Source organism: Paracraurococcus ruber (genome assembly GCF_004353985.1).
GTDB lineage: Bacteria > Pseudomonadota > Alphaproteobacteria > Acetobacterales > Acetobacteraceae > Paracraurococcus > Paracraurococcus ruber.
In genome coordinates, this window is sequence record NZ_SMOA01000116.1 from 1 (window position 1) to 16,409 (window position 16,409).

A 16,409-nucleotide genomic window follows, 5' to 3' on the forward strand; every position below is an offset into this window, starting at 1 on the left:
CAGGCCGGTCCCGGCGCGGCGCGGCGGCGCGGGGCCGCGCCTCGGTCCTTGCCGCCTGCCGGCCGAGCCGGCCCGGCGGATGGATGTTCGGGCAGAGTCTCGCCCCCCATGTCGCCGCCGCAGGGCGATCTGTCCCGGCCGATGAGGATTCGGGCAGAATCACCCGGCCGGACGATACCGCCCGGCGGCGATCTGCCCTAGGAGACTGGCATGGATCCAACGCTCGCCGAAACCCTCACCACCTGGCGCCGGCACCTGCATGCGCATCCCGGCCTGACCCTGCAGGAAGGGGAGACGGCCGCCTTCGTCGCCGCCCGGTTGCGGGAGATGGGGGTGGAGGTGGCGGAAGGCGTCGGCGGGCATGGCGTGGTGGGCACCATCCGGCGCGGCGGCGGGGCGGGCGGCAACCGCAGCGTCGGCCTGCGCGGCGACATGGATGCGCTGCCGATCCAGGAGGTGAACCCGGACCTGCCGCACCGCTCCACCATCCCCGGCGTGATGCATGCCTGCGGCCATGACGGGCACACCACCGCCCTGCTGGGCGCGGCCGCGCTGCTGGTGGCGGACCCGGGCTGGTCGGGCACGGTGCAGCTGGTCTTCCAGCCGGCCGAGGAAGGCGGCGGCGGCGCCCGCGCCATGATCGCCGACGGGCTGTTCCGCCGCTTCCCGATGGAACGCATCTTCGGCTGGCACAATTGGCCGGGGCTGGAGGCCGGGACGGTGGCGGTGCATGACAGCGCCGTGATGGCGGCCGGCGCGCGGTTCGAGGTGATGTTCGAGGGCCATGCCGGCCACGCAGCCCTGCCGCACCTGACCCGCGACCCGATGCTGGGCGCCGGCCATTGCATCGTCGCGCTGCAGAGCGTGGTGGCGCGCAACCTGGACCCGCTGCAGGCCGGCGTGATCAGCGTGACCATCGCCGAGGCGGGGGAGGCGCAGAACCAGATCGCCCAGCGGGCGATGCTGAAGGGCACGGCGCGCTGGCTGTCCGACCCGACGGGCGAGGCGATCGAGGCCGGGATGCGCCGGGTGGCGGACGGCATCGCCGCCGCCTTCGGCCTGCGGGCGGAGGTGCTGTTCCGGGTCGGCGTGCCGGTGACGGCGAACCACCCGGCGGAGCGGGAGCTGGCGGCGGTGGCGGCCGGCGCGGTGACCAAGGTGCGGCGGGACCTGCCGCCGGCGATGACGGGGGAGGATTTCTCCTGGTTCCTGAAGGAGGTGCCGGGCGCCTTCGTCTGGATCGGCAACGGACCGGGGGATGGCGGGTGCGAGCTGCACAACCCGAACTACGACTTCAACGACGCGGTGCTGCCGGCGGCGAGCGGGTGGCTGGCGGAGGTGGCGAAGCGGGCGCTGGCGGGACGATAAGCGGCGCGTACCCACCAAGCTTGAGAAGCCTGTCGCAGCCAGAAAATGGAGCAAACAATGATTAGACGCTTCTCTGTGACTGGCGTTGGGGGACAGGGAAAAATCGAAAAAACATTCGATCCTGAAATCAATATATTTACTGGTCGGAATGGATCTGGCAAAACCACGCTCATGAAACTGATTTGGTACCTCATTAGCGGAAATATTGAGCGCGCTCTTCAAGAAGTCCCTTTTGTTTCCGCAGAAGTCGAAACAGACAAATACATTATCTCTATTAATCGGAGATCAAATAATGATGCCGACATCCGCGTTTCGGTGGGGCAGGAGAATTTGCATTTCTCCCCGCCAAGTGATGATGATGACGATTTCGGTTCCCCTGACAGCTACATTGATGAAGCAAATACGGTTTGTTCTAAGCTGGGCACATCCTTGTTTTTCCCGACTTTCCGCCGGATCGAGGGTGGCTTCTCATTAGCATCGACAAGGCGCGGAGCAGTCACTGGACGTTTGCCTAGATCACAGTCATCGATTGAGGAGGGATTGTTTGATCTTTCACGCAGGCTTTCAAACGGAAGGCATTTGTTTATCGCATCGTTTTCTACGGTAGACATTGTCGATCTCTTGATGAGGAAGTATACGGAACTCTCAGAGCAAAACAATGTATTGCAGCGTACAGTATCGGAGCGAATTATCGAGCGGATTAAGCTTCATAAAAATGAAGTTCGTACAGCAGATGCGGGGACGTCTGTTCTGCCAGAATCGCGTCAAAGTGCAGAAGAAACAATCGACGAGATACGGCGACAAATTGAGCAACTCGATGCAGCTCGATTGGAAACACTTGCCCCACTAGAAGCAATCAAAAATCTTGTGGAAAAGCTGTTTCACCACTCTGGGATCGTACTTAATGCGCGAGTTAGTTTTGGCGACGCGGCACATGCTGTAAACTCTGATCAGCTATCTGCTGGTGAGAAGCAGATGCTGAGTTTCATCTGTTATAACGCGTTTTATCAGAATGCTACTATATTTATTGATGAGCCTGAATTGAGTCTCCACGTTGATTGGCAACGACAAATATTCCCCATTCTGCAGCGACAAGGGTCGTCGAATCAGTTCATTGTGGCAACACACTCGCCATTCATTTACAGCAAATTCCCAGAAAAAGAGATCATCCTTCAAGAGGATCGGGGTGAATGAGCGGTCATGATGACATGTCCGTTGAGGAACTGATTTCAACGCTTGGGCGCAGCAGCTTGCCCACAATCATTACTGAGGGACGAGACGATTTCACAATTTTTCGGAAGCTAGAAAGTCGCTTTGTGGATTTAGATATATCAGTTATGCCGGTTGGTGGAAAACAAAAATTGCTGGAAATTTATAGAGCTCGTAGCCGTTTCTCACAATTGAAAGTTTGTTTTGTCGCCGACCAAGATTTCTGGGTTATTTTCGGTGTTCCAAATGAATACCAAACGGCATCAAATTTTTTTATTACTGATGGGTATTCCATTGAAAACGACCTTATAATGGACGGAGAGCTCGAAAACCTTCTGGATCCAGAGGAAAGAGTTTGTTATACGAATGACTTAAGGCATTTATGTCGTTGGTTCTCGTTTTGCATATCCCAAATCGCTCGAGGCCAGCAAACTATTGTAAGCGCCCACCCTGACCGCGTCGTTCCTCGCGGAGGAAATGATATCAATGCTGTATTTCGCGCCGCAATAAATTATGTTGAACCTGATCAAGCGTTATTTAATGATGTTTTTGGCGAATACCAGAAGAAACTGCGGGGGAAAACATTGCTCCAGACACTGGTGAGACATTTGTCGTACAGTGGAAGAACTGTCAGGCACCGGGGCGACGCTCTCCTCGAAATGGCTGCTGCAAGAAGTGGTCCCCGTTTCAAAGCTATTCAAGATCGTATTTGGGTTTACATGAATAGCTAGGCTCAGTTATCATATTTTTTGTAATGAATTCCACCCCGGCCGGTCCCCCAGCCCTTCCGCGTGGTACACCCCGCGCGCCACCGCCCGCGCCAGCGTATCCGCCGCCAGGTGCCCGATGCGCGCCAGCATCGCCGGGTTGGTGAGCGGCACCCTGCCCGTCGCCATCGCGAAGACGCTGTCGCCGTCGAAGGGCGTGTGGATCGGCCGGATCGCCCGCGCCAGCCCGTCCTGCGCCATGATCGCCACCCGCTGCAACTCGCCCTTCGACAGCGCGGCGTTGCAGGCGACGACGGCGATGGTGGTGTTGGCCATCGGGCTGAGCGGGTAGTTGGGCGGCAGCGGCATCTCGGCCTCGCCGCGCCAGTCCGCCGGCGGCGGGCCGAGGCCGCCGAACTCGTCGCCCATCTCCAGCGGCCCGGCCCAGAACCGGTCGGTCCCGGGCATGACCACACTCCCGAAGCTGTTGACGGCGACGATGGCGCCGACCTGCAACCCATCCGCCGTCACGGTGCTGGCGCTGCCGAGGCCGCCCTTCAGCGCATTCGCCCGCGCCCCCAGCCCCGCGCCGGCATTGCCCAGCGCGAAATCCTGCCCCACGGCTTCCAGCGCGGCGCGGCCGAGCGCGCGGTAGGGCGGCGCCTCGCCCCATTGCTTGTCGCCGCCATTCATCAGGTCGAACAGGATGGCGCCGGGCACCACCGGGACCACCGCGCCGCCGAAGGCGATGCCGCGCCCGCGCGTGCCGAGCGTCGCGACCACGCCGCAGCCGGCCTCCAGCCCGTACATCGACCCGCCGGAGAGGACGATGGCGTCCACTTCGTTCCGCAGGCTGGCCGGGTCCATGGCCTGGATGTTCCAGGTGCCGGGCGCGCCGCCGCGGACATCGGCGAAGGCGGGGCAGCGCTCTTCCGGGTAGATCACGGTGACGCCGGTGCGGACGCGGTGGTCCTCGGCATTGCCGACGAGGATGCCGTCCACGTCGGTGATGCGGTTGCGCGGGCCGGGGCGGATGCTCATGCGGCGGAGGCTCGCATGGCGCGCGCGGCCGCGCTATCCGGCATTGGATGAGCGCGGCCTGGCGAGCGATGGTGGCGGCGGACCTGCCTGGCGTGCTGGCGCTGGCGGACCGGCTGCATCCGCACCATCCGGAATCGATGGCGGTCTTTGCCGAGCGCCTGGCGCTGGCGCCGGACGGGTGCCGGGTGCTGGCCTCGGGCGGGGCGCTGCTGGGCTATGCGGTGGCGCATCCCTGGACCGGCCTGGCGCCGCCGCCACTGGATGCGCTGCTGGGCGCGCTGCCGGCGCGGCCCGGTGCCTGGCACATCCACGACGTGGCGTTGCTGCCCGCGGCGCGCGGCGCCGGCCATGTGGCGGCGCTGCTGGCGGCGCCGCTGCCGCGCCTGACGCTGGTGGCGGTGGACGGCACCGGCGGCTACTGGGCGCGCCACGGCTTCGCGGATGCGCCTTGTTCCGATGCCGCGGCCCTGGCCAGCTATGGCGAGGGCGCGCGCTTCATGGCCCGCGCCACCTAGACCCGAAGTTTCCAAGGGCCCTGTGGCCTTTGGCGGGGTGGGTCCCGGGAGGGGCGGGGCCCCTTCCCAGGTCACGCGAAGCGTTCGCGCAGCCATGCCCCCGCTGCGGCGACGGCATCCCGCGCCTTCTGCACATGCCCCAGCGCCCGCAGGAAGCCGTGCACCGTGCCGGGGAACAGCCGGGTCTCCACCGTCACGCCCGCCGCGCGCAGCCTGTCCGCCATGGCGTGGTTCTCGCTAGCCAGCACGTCCAGTTCGGCGATGTGCAGCAGGCAGGGCGGCAGGCCGGCCAGGTCGGCGCGCAGCGGCGCGGCCAGCGGGCTCAGCCGGTCGGCCTCGCGCGGGGCGTAGACGCTCCAGTAGAAGCGCATGCGTTCCAGCGTCAGGCCGTAGCCCTCGGCGAATTCGCGGTAGCTCGGCGTGTCCATCCGGCTGTCGAAAACGCCGTAGTTCAGCAGCAGCCCCCGCAGGGCCAGGGGAGGGGGCAGCGGCGCGCCGCCGTCGCGCAGGTACAGCGCCAGGCCGGCGGCGAGGTTGGCGCCGGCGGAATCGCCGCCGACGACCATGCGCGCGGTGTCGATGCCCCAGGCCGCGCCGTGCTCCGCGAGCCAGCGCAGCACGCCGGCGCAATCCTCGAGCGCCTGCGGGAACGCGGCCTCCGGGCTCAGCGCATAGTCGGGCCCGACCACGATGCAGCCGGCCGCGGCGGCGTATTCGCGCATCAGCCGGTCATGCGTGTCGATGCTGTTCCAGACCCAGCCGCCGCCATGGATGTAGAGCAGCAGCGGCAGCGGGCCCGGAAGGTCGGGCCGGTGGAAGCGGCACTGCACGCGGCGGCCGCGCACCGGCACCCAGCGGTCGCCGCTCTCGGCCATCGCCGGCCCGCCTTCGGACAACGGCACATTCAGCGCTTCGGTCAGGGCGCGCGGGCCGTCGAAGGGCAGCGTCAGCCGGATGGGCGGCAGCGCCGCCGCGCGGGCGTCCATCATGGCGTTGAACGCCGCCATCTCGGGGTCGAGTCGCGGATCGGGCATGGCGGTTCCTCCTGGCCTCGGGTCCGGCGGTGCGGCGCCAGGCCGCTGGCCGGGGCCGCGCCGCGCCCCGCCGGACCGGCATCGCGGCAGTGGACCCGCGCGGCGTGGCGGCGGCAACCCCGGCATCGTCATCCCGCGCGGCTTGCGCCCACCCCCGCCGACGGACCATGCTGCACTGCACCATGGCCAGCCTCATCTCCGTCCGCGGCACCGCGAGCTTCCGCGCCGCCGCCATGTTCCGGCCCCGCAGCGTAGTGCTGCTGGCGGAGCCCCAGCTGCCGGAGGCGGCGATCGTCGCCCGCAACCTGGCGGCCGGCGGCTTCCGGGGCAGCCTGCACGTCATCGGCATGGAAGCCCCGGGCCTGACCCCGGCCGAGAGCCTGGAGGCGATCGCCGAGCCGCCCGACCTCGCCGTGCTGTGCCTGCCGCCGGACCGGCTGGAACCCGCGATGGCGGACCTGGCCGCCCGCGGCTCGCTCGCCGCCGTGGTGCCGGGCGGCGCGCCGGACCTTGCGGCGATCTCGGCCCGCACCGGCATCAAGGCGCTGGGGCAGGGCAGCTTCGGGCTCTGCGTGCCGGGCATCGGGCTGAACGCCTCGCTCGCGCATATCGCGCCGGCGCCGGGCAAGCTGGCGCTGGTCACGCAATCCTCGGCGCTGGCGCGGGCGGTGCTGGACTGGGCGGCGGCGGAAGCGGTCGGCTTCAGCCATGTCATCGGCATCGGCGGCAACGCCACCATCGGCTTCGCCATGGCGCTGGACTGGCTGGCGCGGGACGTCAACACCGGCGCGGTGCTGCTGGACCTGCGGCGCATCCGCAACCGCCGCGCCTTCATCTCGGCGGCCCGCGCGGTGGCGCGCACGCGCCCGGTCGTCGCCATCCGCGCCGGCGGCCGCAGCGCGGACCAGAGCGGGCTCGGCGACTGCATCATGGAAGCGGCGCTGCGGCGGGCGGGCGTGCTGCGCGTCTCGGGGCTCGAGGATCTGCTCTCCGCCGCCGAGACCCTGGCGCGGGTGCGGCCGCGGATCGGCGGCGGGCCGGCGGCGGCGCGCGGCGACCGCATCGCCATCGTCACCAACGGCATCGGCCTGGGGCAGCTTGCGGCCGATGCGGTGCTGGCCGGCGGCGGCCGGATCGCCACCCTGTCGCCCGAGGCGCTGGCCGCCTTCGCCCTGCTGTTGCCGGCCGGCTGGCGGCCGGGCAACCCGCTCTCGCTCGGCCCGGCCAGCGGCCCGCGCCTGGCCGAGGCGGCGACCATGATGGCCGCCCTGCCGGAGGTGGATGCGGTGGTCGCCCTGCACGCGCCGGCGCCGGAGGAGGCGGGCGACGTCGCCGCCGAGGCGATGATCGCCGCCTGCCGCACCGGCGGCCAGCGCAGCGCGCCCGTGCTGGTCAGCTGGGCCGGGCAGCACACCGCCGGGCGGCAGCGGGAGGCGATGGCGCGCGCCGGTCTGGCGGTGTTCCCGACGCCGGAGGCGGCGGTGCGCGGCGCCCTGCAGCTGGCGCGGGACCGGCAGAACCGCGCCGCCGCCGCCGAGCTGCCGCCGCGGGACGTGCTGGAGCTTGCCCCCGACCGCGCGACGGTGCGCCGCATCCTGCACACCGCGCGCGCCGCCGGCCGCCACAGCCTGACCGAGGAGGAGTCGCTCGGCCTGCTGGCCGCCTATGGCCTGCCGACCGTGCCCGGCCGCCGTGCCGCGGCGGCGGAGGACGCGGCCGATGCCGCCGCCATGCTGGGCTTCCCGGCGGTGCTGAAGATCCTCAGCCCCGACCTGCGGCACAAGAGCGAGGTGGGCGGCGTCGCCACCGGCCTCGGCTCCGCCCGCGCCGTCCGGGCGGAGGCGGAGGCGATGCTGGCCCGCATCCGGGCGAGGCGGCCGGAGGCGCGGATCGAGGGCTTCCTGGTGCAGCGCCAGGCCGCCCGGGCGCTGGAGCTGCGGCTGCGGCTGGGCGACGACGCCATGTTCGGCCCCTGGATCGGCTTCGGCCAGGGCGGCACCGCCGCCGACCTGGCGGAGGACGAGGCGCATGACCTGCCGCCGCTGAACCTGGCCCTGGCCGGGCAGCTCATCGGCCGGTCCCGCACCGCCCGGATCATGGCCGGCTGGCGCGACCATGCGCCGGTCAACCAGGCCGCGGTCGCCGATGCGCTGGTGCGGCTGTCGCAGGTCGCGGTGGATTTCCCGGAGATCGCCGAGCTCACCATCAACCCGCTCTTCGCCGATGCGGATGGCGTGCTGGCGGTGGATGCGCACTGCGTGCTGCGGCCGGCGGGGGAGCCGGGCGTGCTCGCCATCCCGCCCTATCCCGCCGAGCTGGCGCGGCCCTGGACCGCCAAATCGGGCGAGGTGCTGCTGGTCCGCCCGATCCGGCCGGAGGATGCGGCGGCGCATGAGGAGGCCTTCCGCCAGCTCGACCCCGAGGATATCCGCTGGCGCTTCTTCTCGCCGCTGAAGGAGATGGCGCCGACGCTGGTCGCCCGGCTGACGCAGATCGACTACGACCGGGAGATCGCCTTCGTCGCCACCCGCCGCCGCCCGGACGGGACGGAGGAGACGGTCGGCGTCTCCCGCCTCATCCGCGACCCGTCGGCGCCGGCGGCGGAGTTCGCCGTCATCGTGCTGCGTGGCATGAAGGGCCAGGGGCTGGGCCGCCACCTCATGCAGCGGCTGTTCGAATGGGGCCGCGCCAACGGGGTGCGCGAGGTGATGGGGCATGTGCTGGCGGACAATGCGCCGATGCTCGCCTTCGTCCGGTCGCTGGGATTCGCGGTGAAGCGCAGCCTGGAGGAGGAGGAGGTGATGGAGGCGCGGCTGGCGCTGTAGCCAGCCGCGCGGGCGACGCCGCGCGATCGCCGCGGCGTGCCGCTCCCTGGGGCGCGTGGCGGTTGTCGCGCTCACCGCGTCGGCGGATCGGGCGAGGCTCGGGTCGCCGGGGCAGGCCGCCGGCCTGGGCACAGGCGGCGATCCCTGGCAGGCTTCGCCGGGCATGACCCTTCCCGCGGAGCGCGACCGCCGCGCCTGGTTCATCCTGGCCGGCTGCTTCTGCGCCTTCACCATCACCGCCAGCCTGATGCACGCCTACACCGTGTTCCTGCTGGCCTTTGTCGCGGAGTTCGGCTGGACGCGGGCGCAGGCGAGCCTCGCCTATTCGGTCGGGCAGGTGGTGGGCGGCCTGTCCTCTCCCCTGACGGGGCATCTGACGGACCGGCTGGGGTCGCGCCGCATGGTGCTGCTGGGCGGCTGCCTGCTGGCGCTGGGCCTGGCGCTGAGTGCCCAGGCGCAGTCGCTGTGGCAGGTGGTTCTGCTCTACGGCGTGGTGATGACGGTGGGCGCCAATTTCGTCGGCATGGTGGTCTTCGTGCCGGTGATCGCGCGGCTGTTCACCGCGCGGCGGGGCATGGCCGTCTCCGTCCTGCAATCGGCGAACGGCGCCGGCCGCGCCGTCTCCGCCCCCGCGGCGCAGGCGCTGGTGGACGGCATCGGCTGGCGGCACTCCTACCTGCTGCTGGCCGGCATCCTGGCGGCGCTGGTGCCGCTGGCCGGCTTCTTCCCGAAGGAGCGGCAGGACCCGCCCGCCGCCGCCGGCACCGTGCCGCCGCGCGACTGGACGCTGCGGGAGGCCGCGTCCACCTGGCGCTTCTGGGTGCTGGGCCTGGTGTATGCGCTGACCAGCATCGGCAGCTTCCTCGTCTCCCTGCACCAGCTCGCCTTCGCGGTGGGCCTGGGCTTCGACCCGCTCTATGCCGCCGGCGTGCTCGGCATCGGCGCCTTCCTGGCGCTGCCGGGGGTGATCGTCACCGGTACCCTGTCCGACCATATCGGGCGGGAGGCGGCGGCGGTGATCACCTATGGCATCTCCATCATCGGCGTCGGCTTCGCGCTGCTGATCGAGGATCCGTCGCAGCACCTGCTGTTCTGGCTGCACAGCGCCTTCTTCGGCATCACCTGGGGCGCGCGCGGCCCGGCCATCACGGCGAAGACCGCCGACCTGTTCCCCGGGCCGCGGCTGGGCACCATCCTCGGCGTCATCACCATCGGCTCCGGCCTCGGCGCCGGGCTGGGGTCCTGGGCGGCGGGGCTGCTCTACGACGTGACGGGGAGCTACCGGACGGGGTTCTGGCTGTCGATGGCGTCCTATGCGCTGGGATCGGTGGCATTCTGGAGCCTGCGGCGGCGCTGAGGGGCGGGAGCGCGGCCGGGGTCGATCCAGGCGCGCCGAGGCATGCTGCCCTCGCAGCGCTCATGCAGCATGCCCAGGCCTGTTGTCTTCCGGACGCCTTCACCCGTTCGGATGCGTCCGTCCGGACCCGACAGGCTTCAGGTAAGGCGTCGGCGCGATGGCGGCCGGCGCCCCCCGGCCGCCGACACCTAGCCGGTGGGCGGCGGCCGAAGGCATCGCGCCGGCGGGCCCGGGCGCGTCGGGTCCCTAGAGCGGCCTGCGCGTTCTTCTGAACGCGCAGGCCGCTCTATCCTATTGATTGGAGAGCGGGGTCACGCGTCCGGGCGTTCACGCCCTCCCGTGATCCACTCTGGCCGGTTCGCGGTCGGTGCGTCGCACAGGCGGCCGCTCGCAGACCGATGTCAGCGCAACCAGGAAATTATTATGAATCCGCAAATAGAGGCGTTGACCGTCTGAATCTGTCGATTATTTAAGATCCACGAAACATCCACGACATCAGCCATGCAGCCCGCCGATATGTCCCGCCCCGCGCGCGCCGGGCACTCGCGTCCTGGCCTTGCTGGCGCTGGCGGGTGCTGCCGCCCTGGGCAGCGCGGCAGCGCCCGGGTCCGCCGCCGCCGCCATCGTCGACGGCACCTTCTCCGGCAGTTTCACCAATGGCGGCAGCATCAATCCCTTCCCCGTGAACCTGCGCATCACCTTCGACAACAGCGCCAATATCGTGGTGGCCCAGACCGGGCCGCAACTGCAGGGGCTGCCCGCGGGTTTCAACCCGGGACGCTGCTGTTCCGCTATTTCGCTGCGTCCGACGAACTGTTCGTCGACGGTGCGCCGGCCGGCATCGGCATCACCTTTCCCTCGTCAGCCTTCCCGACCCAGGCCGACGATGTGCAGTTGACCATCTCCGGGGCATCCTGGCCGAATCCGCGACTGTCCTCTTTTGCCTATGTCGTTGCGGGCGATACGCGCTTCATCCAGGTCAACGACGTGCCGCTGACCTTCACGCCGGCCGGCAACGTGGCCGTGCCGGCACCGGGCGGCCTGGGGCTGCTGGGCCTGGGGCTGCTCGGCCTCGGCATGGTGGCCCGGCGCGCCGGGCACCCGGGCGTCGCGGCCGCCTGAGCGCCCCGCGTCGGTGCGGGCGAACGCGAAGCGCCGCGGGGCGAGACTGGCCGGCTGCATCCTGCCGCCCGCCGGGCAGGTCCACCGGGGCGTCGCCGGCACAAGCCGCGCCGGGTGTCCCGCCAGCGGGTGCCGGCACGGATCGTGGGTTCGGGCGAAGCCGCAAGCGGCCCAGGCTGGCGTCTGCGCGGCGACGTCGCCCGGTTCGCGCATCCAGGCCCGGCCGCGATCTGCGCGGATTGCGTGACGCGGGCGAATTCGCGGATGGGGGCCCGCCGGCGCCGCACCGTGCCAGCGGGCGCGCGGCGGGTTCGCGGGCGTTCCGTCGCAAGGCGCCCGGGCCTCAGGTCACCTTGATGTTCCTGTCGCGGATCAGCCTGCCCCATTTCGCCGATTCCTCGGCCTTGATGCGATCGAAGGCCGCGGTGTCGCCGGCGATCGGCAGGAAGCCGGCCTGGGTCAGGCGTTCCCGCTCCGCCGCGCTGGCGAAGTACCGCTGCGTCGTCTCCCGCAGCCTCGCCAGGACCGGCGCCGGGGTGGCGGCCGGCGCGACCAGGCCCCAGTAGGTGCCGGTCTCGAAGCCGGGGATCCCCGCTTCCGACACGGTCGGCACATCGGGAAACAGCGGGTGCCGCGTCGCGCTCGTCACCGCCAGCGCGCGCAGGTTGCCGGTGGGCAGCAGGCCGGTGAGGAAGGCCGCCTCCATGAAGTTCATCTGCACCTCGCCGGTCAGCACCGCCTGGCTGGCCGGCGCGCCGCCGCGATAGGGCACGTGCAGCATGGACACGCCGGCGCGCGCCATCAGCAACTCGGTCGCCAGGTGGCTGGTGAAGCCGACGCCGGCGGTGGCGAAGCTCATGCCGTCCGGCTTGCGCCGCGCCAGGTCGAGGAACTCGGTCAGCGTCGCGGCCGGCACGGCGCGGTTGATGACGACGAAGCTCGGCGCGCTCGCGGCCAGCACCACCGGCACATAGGACCGGTCGTTGTCGTAGGGCATCGGGAAGAGGAAGGGCGCGATGCTGAACTGGCTGTTCGAGCAGACCGCCAGGGTATGCCCGTCCGGCCGGGCGCGGACCGCCATGTCCATCGCCAGCGTGCCGCCGGCGCCGGGGCGGTAGTCCAGCACCGCAGGCTGCCCCCATTCGGCCTGCAGCGCATTGCCCATGGGGCGGAACACGACATCGGCCGGCCCGCCGGCCGAGAGCGGCACGACCAGGGTGATGGGGCGGCTGGGAAATCCGTCCTGGGCCTGCCCCGGGCGGGGCGGGGCGAGCAGCGGCACGGACAGCAGGGGGGCGGCCAGCAGGCTGCGGCGATGGATCATGGGAAGCATCCTTTCAGCGCCTGCCGGCCACTATACAGGCCACGCCGCCATCGTTCCCGCCGGCAACGCGTCCCCAGGGGGCGAAATGCGCCGGCGGGCGCGGGGGTGGCGATGCCTTGGGCAGGGCTACCATCCCCCTGCCGCGAAGCGGCGCAACGCGCCTGCCCCTTGCCCCGCGGCGGCACGGCTGCGGCCGCGAGGCGGCGGCCAGGACCGGCGCCGGCGCGGACCCGGGGCGTTGCGGGTGCCATCGCGGTGGCGCGCCACGCGGCGATCCCGCGTGTTCCGGCGCCGCTTGCGTCGCGGCGGGCGGGCGGCATATAGGAATACGGTCAACGGCCCGGGCACGGGCAGGTCACGGCCAGGCGGGCCGGGGCCGATGGAATAAAACCGCTCAATTCCAAAATTCATGGGGCGCGCCGCCCCCGCTTCCCGCGGTAAGCTTGGCCTTCCGCCGGATCGGGCCGATTCGGACTCAGCGGGATTTTACGCCGGCGCCGCCCGCCCCGCCGTCATGCGGTCGCCAGCAGCACCACCCCGCCGCAGATCAGCCCGATCGCCGCGATCTTCTGCGCCGAGAGCGCCTCCCCGAACATCAGGTGGCCGATCACCAGCACCGCGACATAGCTTGCCGCCGTGCAGGGCAGCGCCACGCTCATCGGGATCTTGCGCAGCGCGATGATGTAGAGGAAGGCGGCCCCGCCATAGGCGACCAGCCCCACCATCGTCTCCGGCCGGAAGACCTGGTCGAGGAAATTGCCGTCGCCGATCGCGCCCTTCTTCAGCAGCACCTGGCCGAGCAGCGAGGTGAGGATCGCCGCCGCGAGGGAGAGCCAGTGGATCGTCACCGCCGCGCATCCCCGGCCGGCGCGGCCGGTTCGGCGAGCCGCGCCGGGATCACCTCCCGCACCACGCCCTGCGGCTTGCCGTTGGCCGAGAGGAAGGCGCGGCCGACATATTCGCCGAGCACGCCGAGGATGAGGAACTGCACCCCGGCGATGAGCAGCGTCGTGGTCATCGAGGACGCCCAGCCGGAAGGCGTGCCGGTCATCGCCGCCTCGGCGATGACCATGATGGCGGCGAGGAAGCCGAGCATGCCCATGGCGACGCCGGCGATGATGGCGAGGCGCAGCGGCAGCACCGAGAAATTCGTCGCCAGGTTCAGCCACAGCAGCACCAGCCGCTTCAGCGTGTAGTTGCTGCGCCCCTCCATGCGGGCCAGGTGCAGCACCTCGATGCTGTCGATCCGCTGCGTCACCTGCATGATCAGCCCGTCCACATAGGGATAGGGGCCGCGGTACTTCGTCACCTCCCGCACCACCAGCGCCGACATGCAGCGGAAGGAGGAGAGGTAGAGCCCCTTCGGCTTGTCCAGCAGCATGTCGGCGGCGCCGTTGGCGAAGCGGCTGCCGAGGTTGCGCCAGCCTTCGTGCTGCTTCTCGGCATAGCGGGTGTAGACCACGTCCCAGCCGCCGAGCCGGGCATGGTTGTAGAGCTTGAGCACCTCCTCCGGCGGATTCTGCAGGTCGTCGTCCATGGTGATGACATAGGCGCCGCGGGCGTGCCGCAGGCCGGTCATGACCGCGTTGTGCTCCCCGTAGTTCCGGGCATGCTCCAGATAGGTCAGCGGCACGCTGGCGGTGCGGGCAAGCTCGCGGCAGACCTCCCCCGAATTGTCGGGGCTGCCGTCGTTGACCAGCACGATCTCGAGGCCGCCGGCGGGGTCGAGCGCCGAGAGCGCCTGCACCAGCCGCCCCACCGTCGCGGCGCCGCGATAGACCGGGACGACGATGGACAGGCCGACGGGATGGGCTTTCTCCTGCGGCGTTATCTGGAGCATGGCGGGATCTCGTCTCGGGGCCGGTGAAGACATCGACGCCGCGGCGACAGGCCCGGCGGCACGCTCGATCTGTCCGGTCGCTGGGGGCATGGCGTCGCGAGCTCTCAGGGCCGGAGGGCGGTGGCGAGGACGGAGCCGCCGGCGGGGAAGGGGAGGCCACCGGCCTGGAGAAGCCTTTCCAGCCGGCACATGGCGTAGAGGCTATGGTCCAGCCAGGGCGGGAAGGTGGCGACATCCGAGCGACCGTCGGGCGCGCGCGCCAGCACCTTCCGCTGCAGCACCATCAGCGGCAGCAGCAGGCTGTTCCAGTAATGCGGCCGCACCCGCTGCAGCCCCGCCCCATCCAGCATCGCCGCGGCGCCGCGGGCGGTGAAGCGGCGGGCATTCTGCACCCGGATGTCATGGGTGGAGTGCAGCCAGGCGAAGGCCGGCAGGTTCACCACCAGCACGCCGCCGGGCCGCAGCACCCGCCGCATTTCGGCCAGGGCCCGGTCGGTATCGACCGCGGCGTGGCAGAGCACGTCGAGGCTGACCACCGCATCGAAGCTGGCATCGGCGAAGGGCAGGTCGTTCACGCTGCCGATGGCGACCGGCCGGCCGGACTTGGCGGCGGCCCGGGCGGCGGCGGCCGGGTGGTATTCCAGCCCCATCGCCGCGCGGTCCGGCCAGCGTTCCCGCAGCCGCGCCAGGAAGCCGCCGGTGCCGCAGCCGGCATCCAGCAGCCGGCCCGGCCCGGGCCGGGCGGCGTCCAGGGCGGCGAGGACCTGGGCATGCAGGGCGCGGTACCACCACATCCCGTCCTCGGCCGCGTCCATCAGGTCGTATTCGGCGGGTTCCACGCGGCGCTTCTGGCATGTGCGCACCCGCGGGAACAAGGCGCGGCGGCGCAACGATAGCGCGAGTTGCGCGACCGTGGGCGACCGCAACCGCCCGGCAATCCGATTGCCGCCGCGCCGGCGCCGGTCCATGGAGGGGGGGTGACCCCGCCGGAGCCAGCCCCGCCCGCCGCCATGACCCCGCCCATGGGCCCGCCCGCCGCCGCCGCGCGGGACGGTGCGCGCAGGCCGGCGCGGCTGCTGGCGCTGGCCGCCGGGCTGCCGGCGCTCGCCTGCCTGCTCATGGCACTCTCCCCGCCGCTGAACCACGACGTGGCGGCGGTGCTGAACTTCGCCGAGCGCTGGCTGGCCGGGGAGGCGCTCTATGCCGACCTGATCGACGTCAATCCGCCGCTGGTCTTCGTGCTCAGCCTGCCGGCGGCGGCGATCGGCGCCTGGACGCCGCTCGATGCCGTGCAGGGGCTGCTGCTCTGCCTGCTGGGCCTCTGCGCGCTCGCCTCCTGGCTCGCCCTGCGGCTGGCGCGGCCCAGGGGGGGACCGGGGGCGGGGCCAGGGGCGGGCCCGATGGAGGCGGCGGCACTCGGCACCGCCATCCCGCTGGCGGCGCTGGCGGCGGGCTATGATTTCGGCCAGCGGGAACACCTGATGGTGGTGGCGGCGCTGCCCTACCTGGCGCTGGCGGCGCGGCGGGCGGCGGGGGCGGCCACCGGGCGGGGACTCGCGGTCGGCGCCACCCTGCTCGCCGCCATCGGCTTCGCCCTGAAGCCGCATTTCCTGGCGGTGCCGGCGCTGGTCGAGGCCTATGTGCTGCTCCGCCGCGGCCCGGCGCGGGCGCTGCGCGACCCCTTGCCCTGGGCCATGGCCGGGCTCTGGCTGCTCTACCTCGCCAGCCTGCCGCTGCTCTTCCCCGACTATGCCGGGCAGGTGCTGCCGCTGGTCTGGCGCTACTACCTGGACATCGGCGGCTTCGCCTGGTGGCAGGTGATCCTGACGGAGCGGCTGGGCACCGGCCTGATGCTGCTGCTGCCGCTGGCGGTCGCGGCGGCGCGGCCGGGCGGCGGCGACCTGCCCCGGGTGGTGGCGCTGGCGGCCTTCGGCGCCGCGCTGTCGGCCGTGGTGCAGCACAAGGGCTGGTCCTACCACGCGCTGCCAGTGCGGCTGCTGGCCGGCCTGCTGGCGGTGCTGCTGGCGGCGCGCTGGCTGGACCGCGCCCTGCCGGCGCCGCGCGCCG

At 70.7% G+C, this 16,409-nt stretch carries 14 protein-coding genes and 1 pseudogene; 9 read left to right on the forward strand and 6 right to left on the reverse strand.

Annotation, left to right across the window (positions count from 1 at the left end; genetic code table 11):
- Positions 1-210 precede the first annotated feature (210 nt).
- The 3 genes from E2C05_RS18840 to E2C05_RS18850 are packed head-to-tail and all read left to right on the forward strand — an operon-like array spanning position 211 to position 3,308.
- Positions 211-1,368 (forward strand): amidohydrolase, encoded by a 1,158-nt coding sequence (locus E2C05_RS18840; RefSeq protein ID WP_133221199.1) that lies wholly within the window; start codon positions 211-213, stop codon positions 1,366-1,368.
- A gap of 57 nt (positions 1,369-1,425) precedes the next feature.
- Positions 1,426-2,562 (forward strand): AAA family ATPase, encoded by a 1,137-nt coding sequence (locus E2C05_RS18845; RefSeq protein WP_158292229.1) that lies wholly within the window; start codon positions 1,426-1,428, stop codon positions 2,560-2,562.
- The gene (locus E2C05_RS18850) at positions 2,559-3,308 is read left to right on the forward strand and encodes a DUF4435 domain-containing protein (RefSeq protein WP_133221201.1); all 750 of its coding nucleotides are present in this window, start codon (positions 2,559-2,561) and stop codon (positions 3,306-3,308) included. Before E2C05_RS18845 ends, E2C05_RS18850 begins: the two co-directional genes overlap by 4 nt.
- A gap of 9 nt (positions 3,309-3,317) precedes the next feature.
- Here E2C05_RS18850 and E2C05_RS18855 read toward each other — a convergent pair whose 3' ends face one another.
- Positions 3,318-4,325, reverse strand: a complete 1,008-nt coding sequence (locus E2C05_RS18855; RefSeq protein WP_133221202.1) for a P1 family peptidase — start codon at positions 4,323-4,325, stop codon at positions 3,318-3,320.
- Between the two features lie 47 nt (positions 4,326-4,372).
- Here E2C05_RS18855 and E2C05_RS18860 point away from each other — a divergent pair, with 47 nt between their 5' ends.
- Entirely contained in the window at positions 4,373-4,840 is a 468-nt protein-coding gene (locus tag E2C05_RS18860; RefSeq protein WP_133221203.1) for a GNAT family N-acetyltransferase, read from the forward strand.
- 71 nt (positions 4,841-4,911) lie between these two features.
- On the opposite strand, the gene E2C05_RS18865 is transcribed toward E2C05_RS18860, so the two are convergent.
- Positions 4,912-5,874: an alpha/beta hydrolase gene (locus E2C05_RS18865; protein ID WP_133221204.1), complete on the reverse strand. Its 963-nt coding sequence runs from the start codon at positions 5,872-5,874 to the stop codon at positions 4,912-4,914.
- A gap of 182 nt (positions 5,875-6,056) precedes the next feature.
- Here E2C05_RS18865 and E2C05_RS18870 point away from each other — a divergent pair, with 182 nt between their 5' ends.
- The 4 genes from E2C05_RS18870 (at position 6,057) to E2C05_RS18885 (ending at position 11,178) form a co-directional block, all read left to right on the forward strand.
- Positions 6,057-8,699 (forward strand): bifunctional acetate--CoA ligase family protein/GNAT family N-acetyltransferase, encoded by a 2,643-nt coding sequence (locus E2C05_RS18870; RefSeq protein WP_133221212.1) that lies wholly within the window; start codon positions 6,057-6,059, stop codon positions 8,697-8,699.
- 163 nt (positions 8,700-8,862) lie between these two features.
- On the forward strand, positions 8,863-10,056 hold the full coding sequence (locus E2C05_RS18875; RefSeq protein ID WP_133221205.1) for an MFS transporter: 1,194 nt from the start codon (positions 8,863-8,865) through the stop codon (positions 10,054-10,056).
- A 556-nt stretch (positions 10,057-10,612) separates the two neighbouring features.
- Complete coding sequence (locus tag E2C05_RS18880) at positions 10,613-10,954, forward strand: hypothetical protein (protein WP_133221206.1); 342 nt, start codon at positions 10,613-10,615, stop codon at positions 10,952-10,954.
- Positions 10,951-11,178, forward strand: coding sequence for a hypothetical protein (locus E2C05_RS18885; RefSeq protein WP_133221207.1), 228 nt, complete (start codon positions 10,951-10,953; stop codon positions 11,176-11,178). The genes E2C05_RS18880 and E2C05_RS18885 overlap by 4 nt, the downstream gene beginning before the upstream one ends.
- A gap of 343 nt (positions 11,179-11,521) precedes the next feature.
- Here the strand turns inward: E2C05_RS18885 and E2C05_RS18890 are convergent, their stop codons facing one another.
- The 4 genes from E2C05_RS18890 to E2C05_RS18905 all read right to left on the reverse strand — a co-directional run bounded on the left by E2C05_RS18890 (position 11,522) and on the right by E2C05_RS18905 (position 15,181).
- Positions 11,522-12,502, reverse strand: a complete 981-nt coding sequence (locus E2C05_RS18890; protein ID WP_158292230.1) for a Bug family tripartite tricarboxylate transporter substrate binding protein — start codon at positions 12,500-12,502, stop codon at positions 11,522-11,524.
- A 512-nt stretch (positions 12,503-13,014) separates the two neighbouring features.
- Positions 13,015-13,350, reverse strand: coding sequence for a DMT family transporter (locus E2C05_RS18895; protein ID WP_133221209.1), 336 nt, complete (start codon positions 13,348-13,350; stop codon positions 13,015-13,017).
- Complete coding sequence (locus E2C05_RS18900; RefSeq protein ID WP_133221210.1) at positions 13,347-14,342, reverse strand: glycosyltransferase family 2 protein; 996 nt, start codon at positions 14,340-14,342, stop codon at positions 13,347-13,349. The genes E2C05_RS18895 and E2C05_RS18900 overlap by 4 nt, the downstream gene beginning before the upstream one ends.
- 104 nt (positions 14,343-14,446) lie before the next feature.
- Positions 14,447-15,181 (reverse strand): class I SAM-dependent methyltransferase, encoded by a 735-nt coding sequence (locus tag E2C05_RS18905; RefSeq protein WP_133221211.1) that lies wholly within the window; start codon positions 15,179-15,181, stop codon positions 14,447-14,449.
- A 171-nt stretch (positions 15,182-15,352) separates the two neighbouring features.
- On the opposite strand from E2C05_RS18905, the pseudogene E2C05_RS18910 reads away from it, so the two are divergent.
- Positions 15,353-16,409, forward strand: a pseudogene (locus tag E2C05_RS18910) (hypothetical protein); the annotation flags it as partial.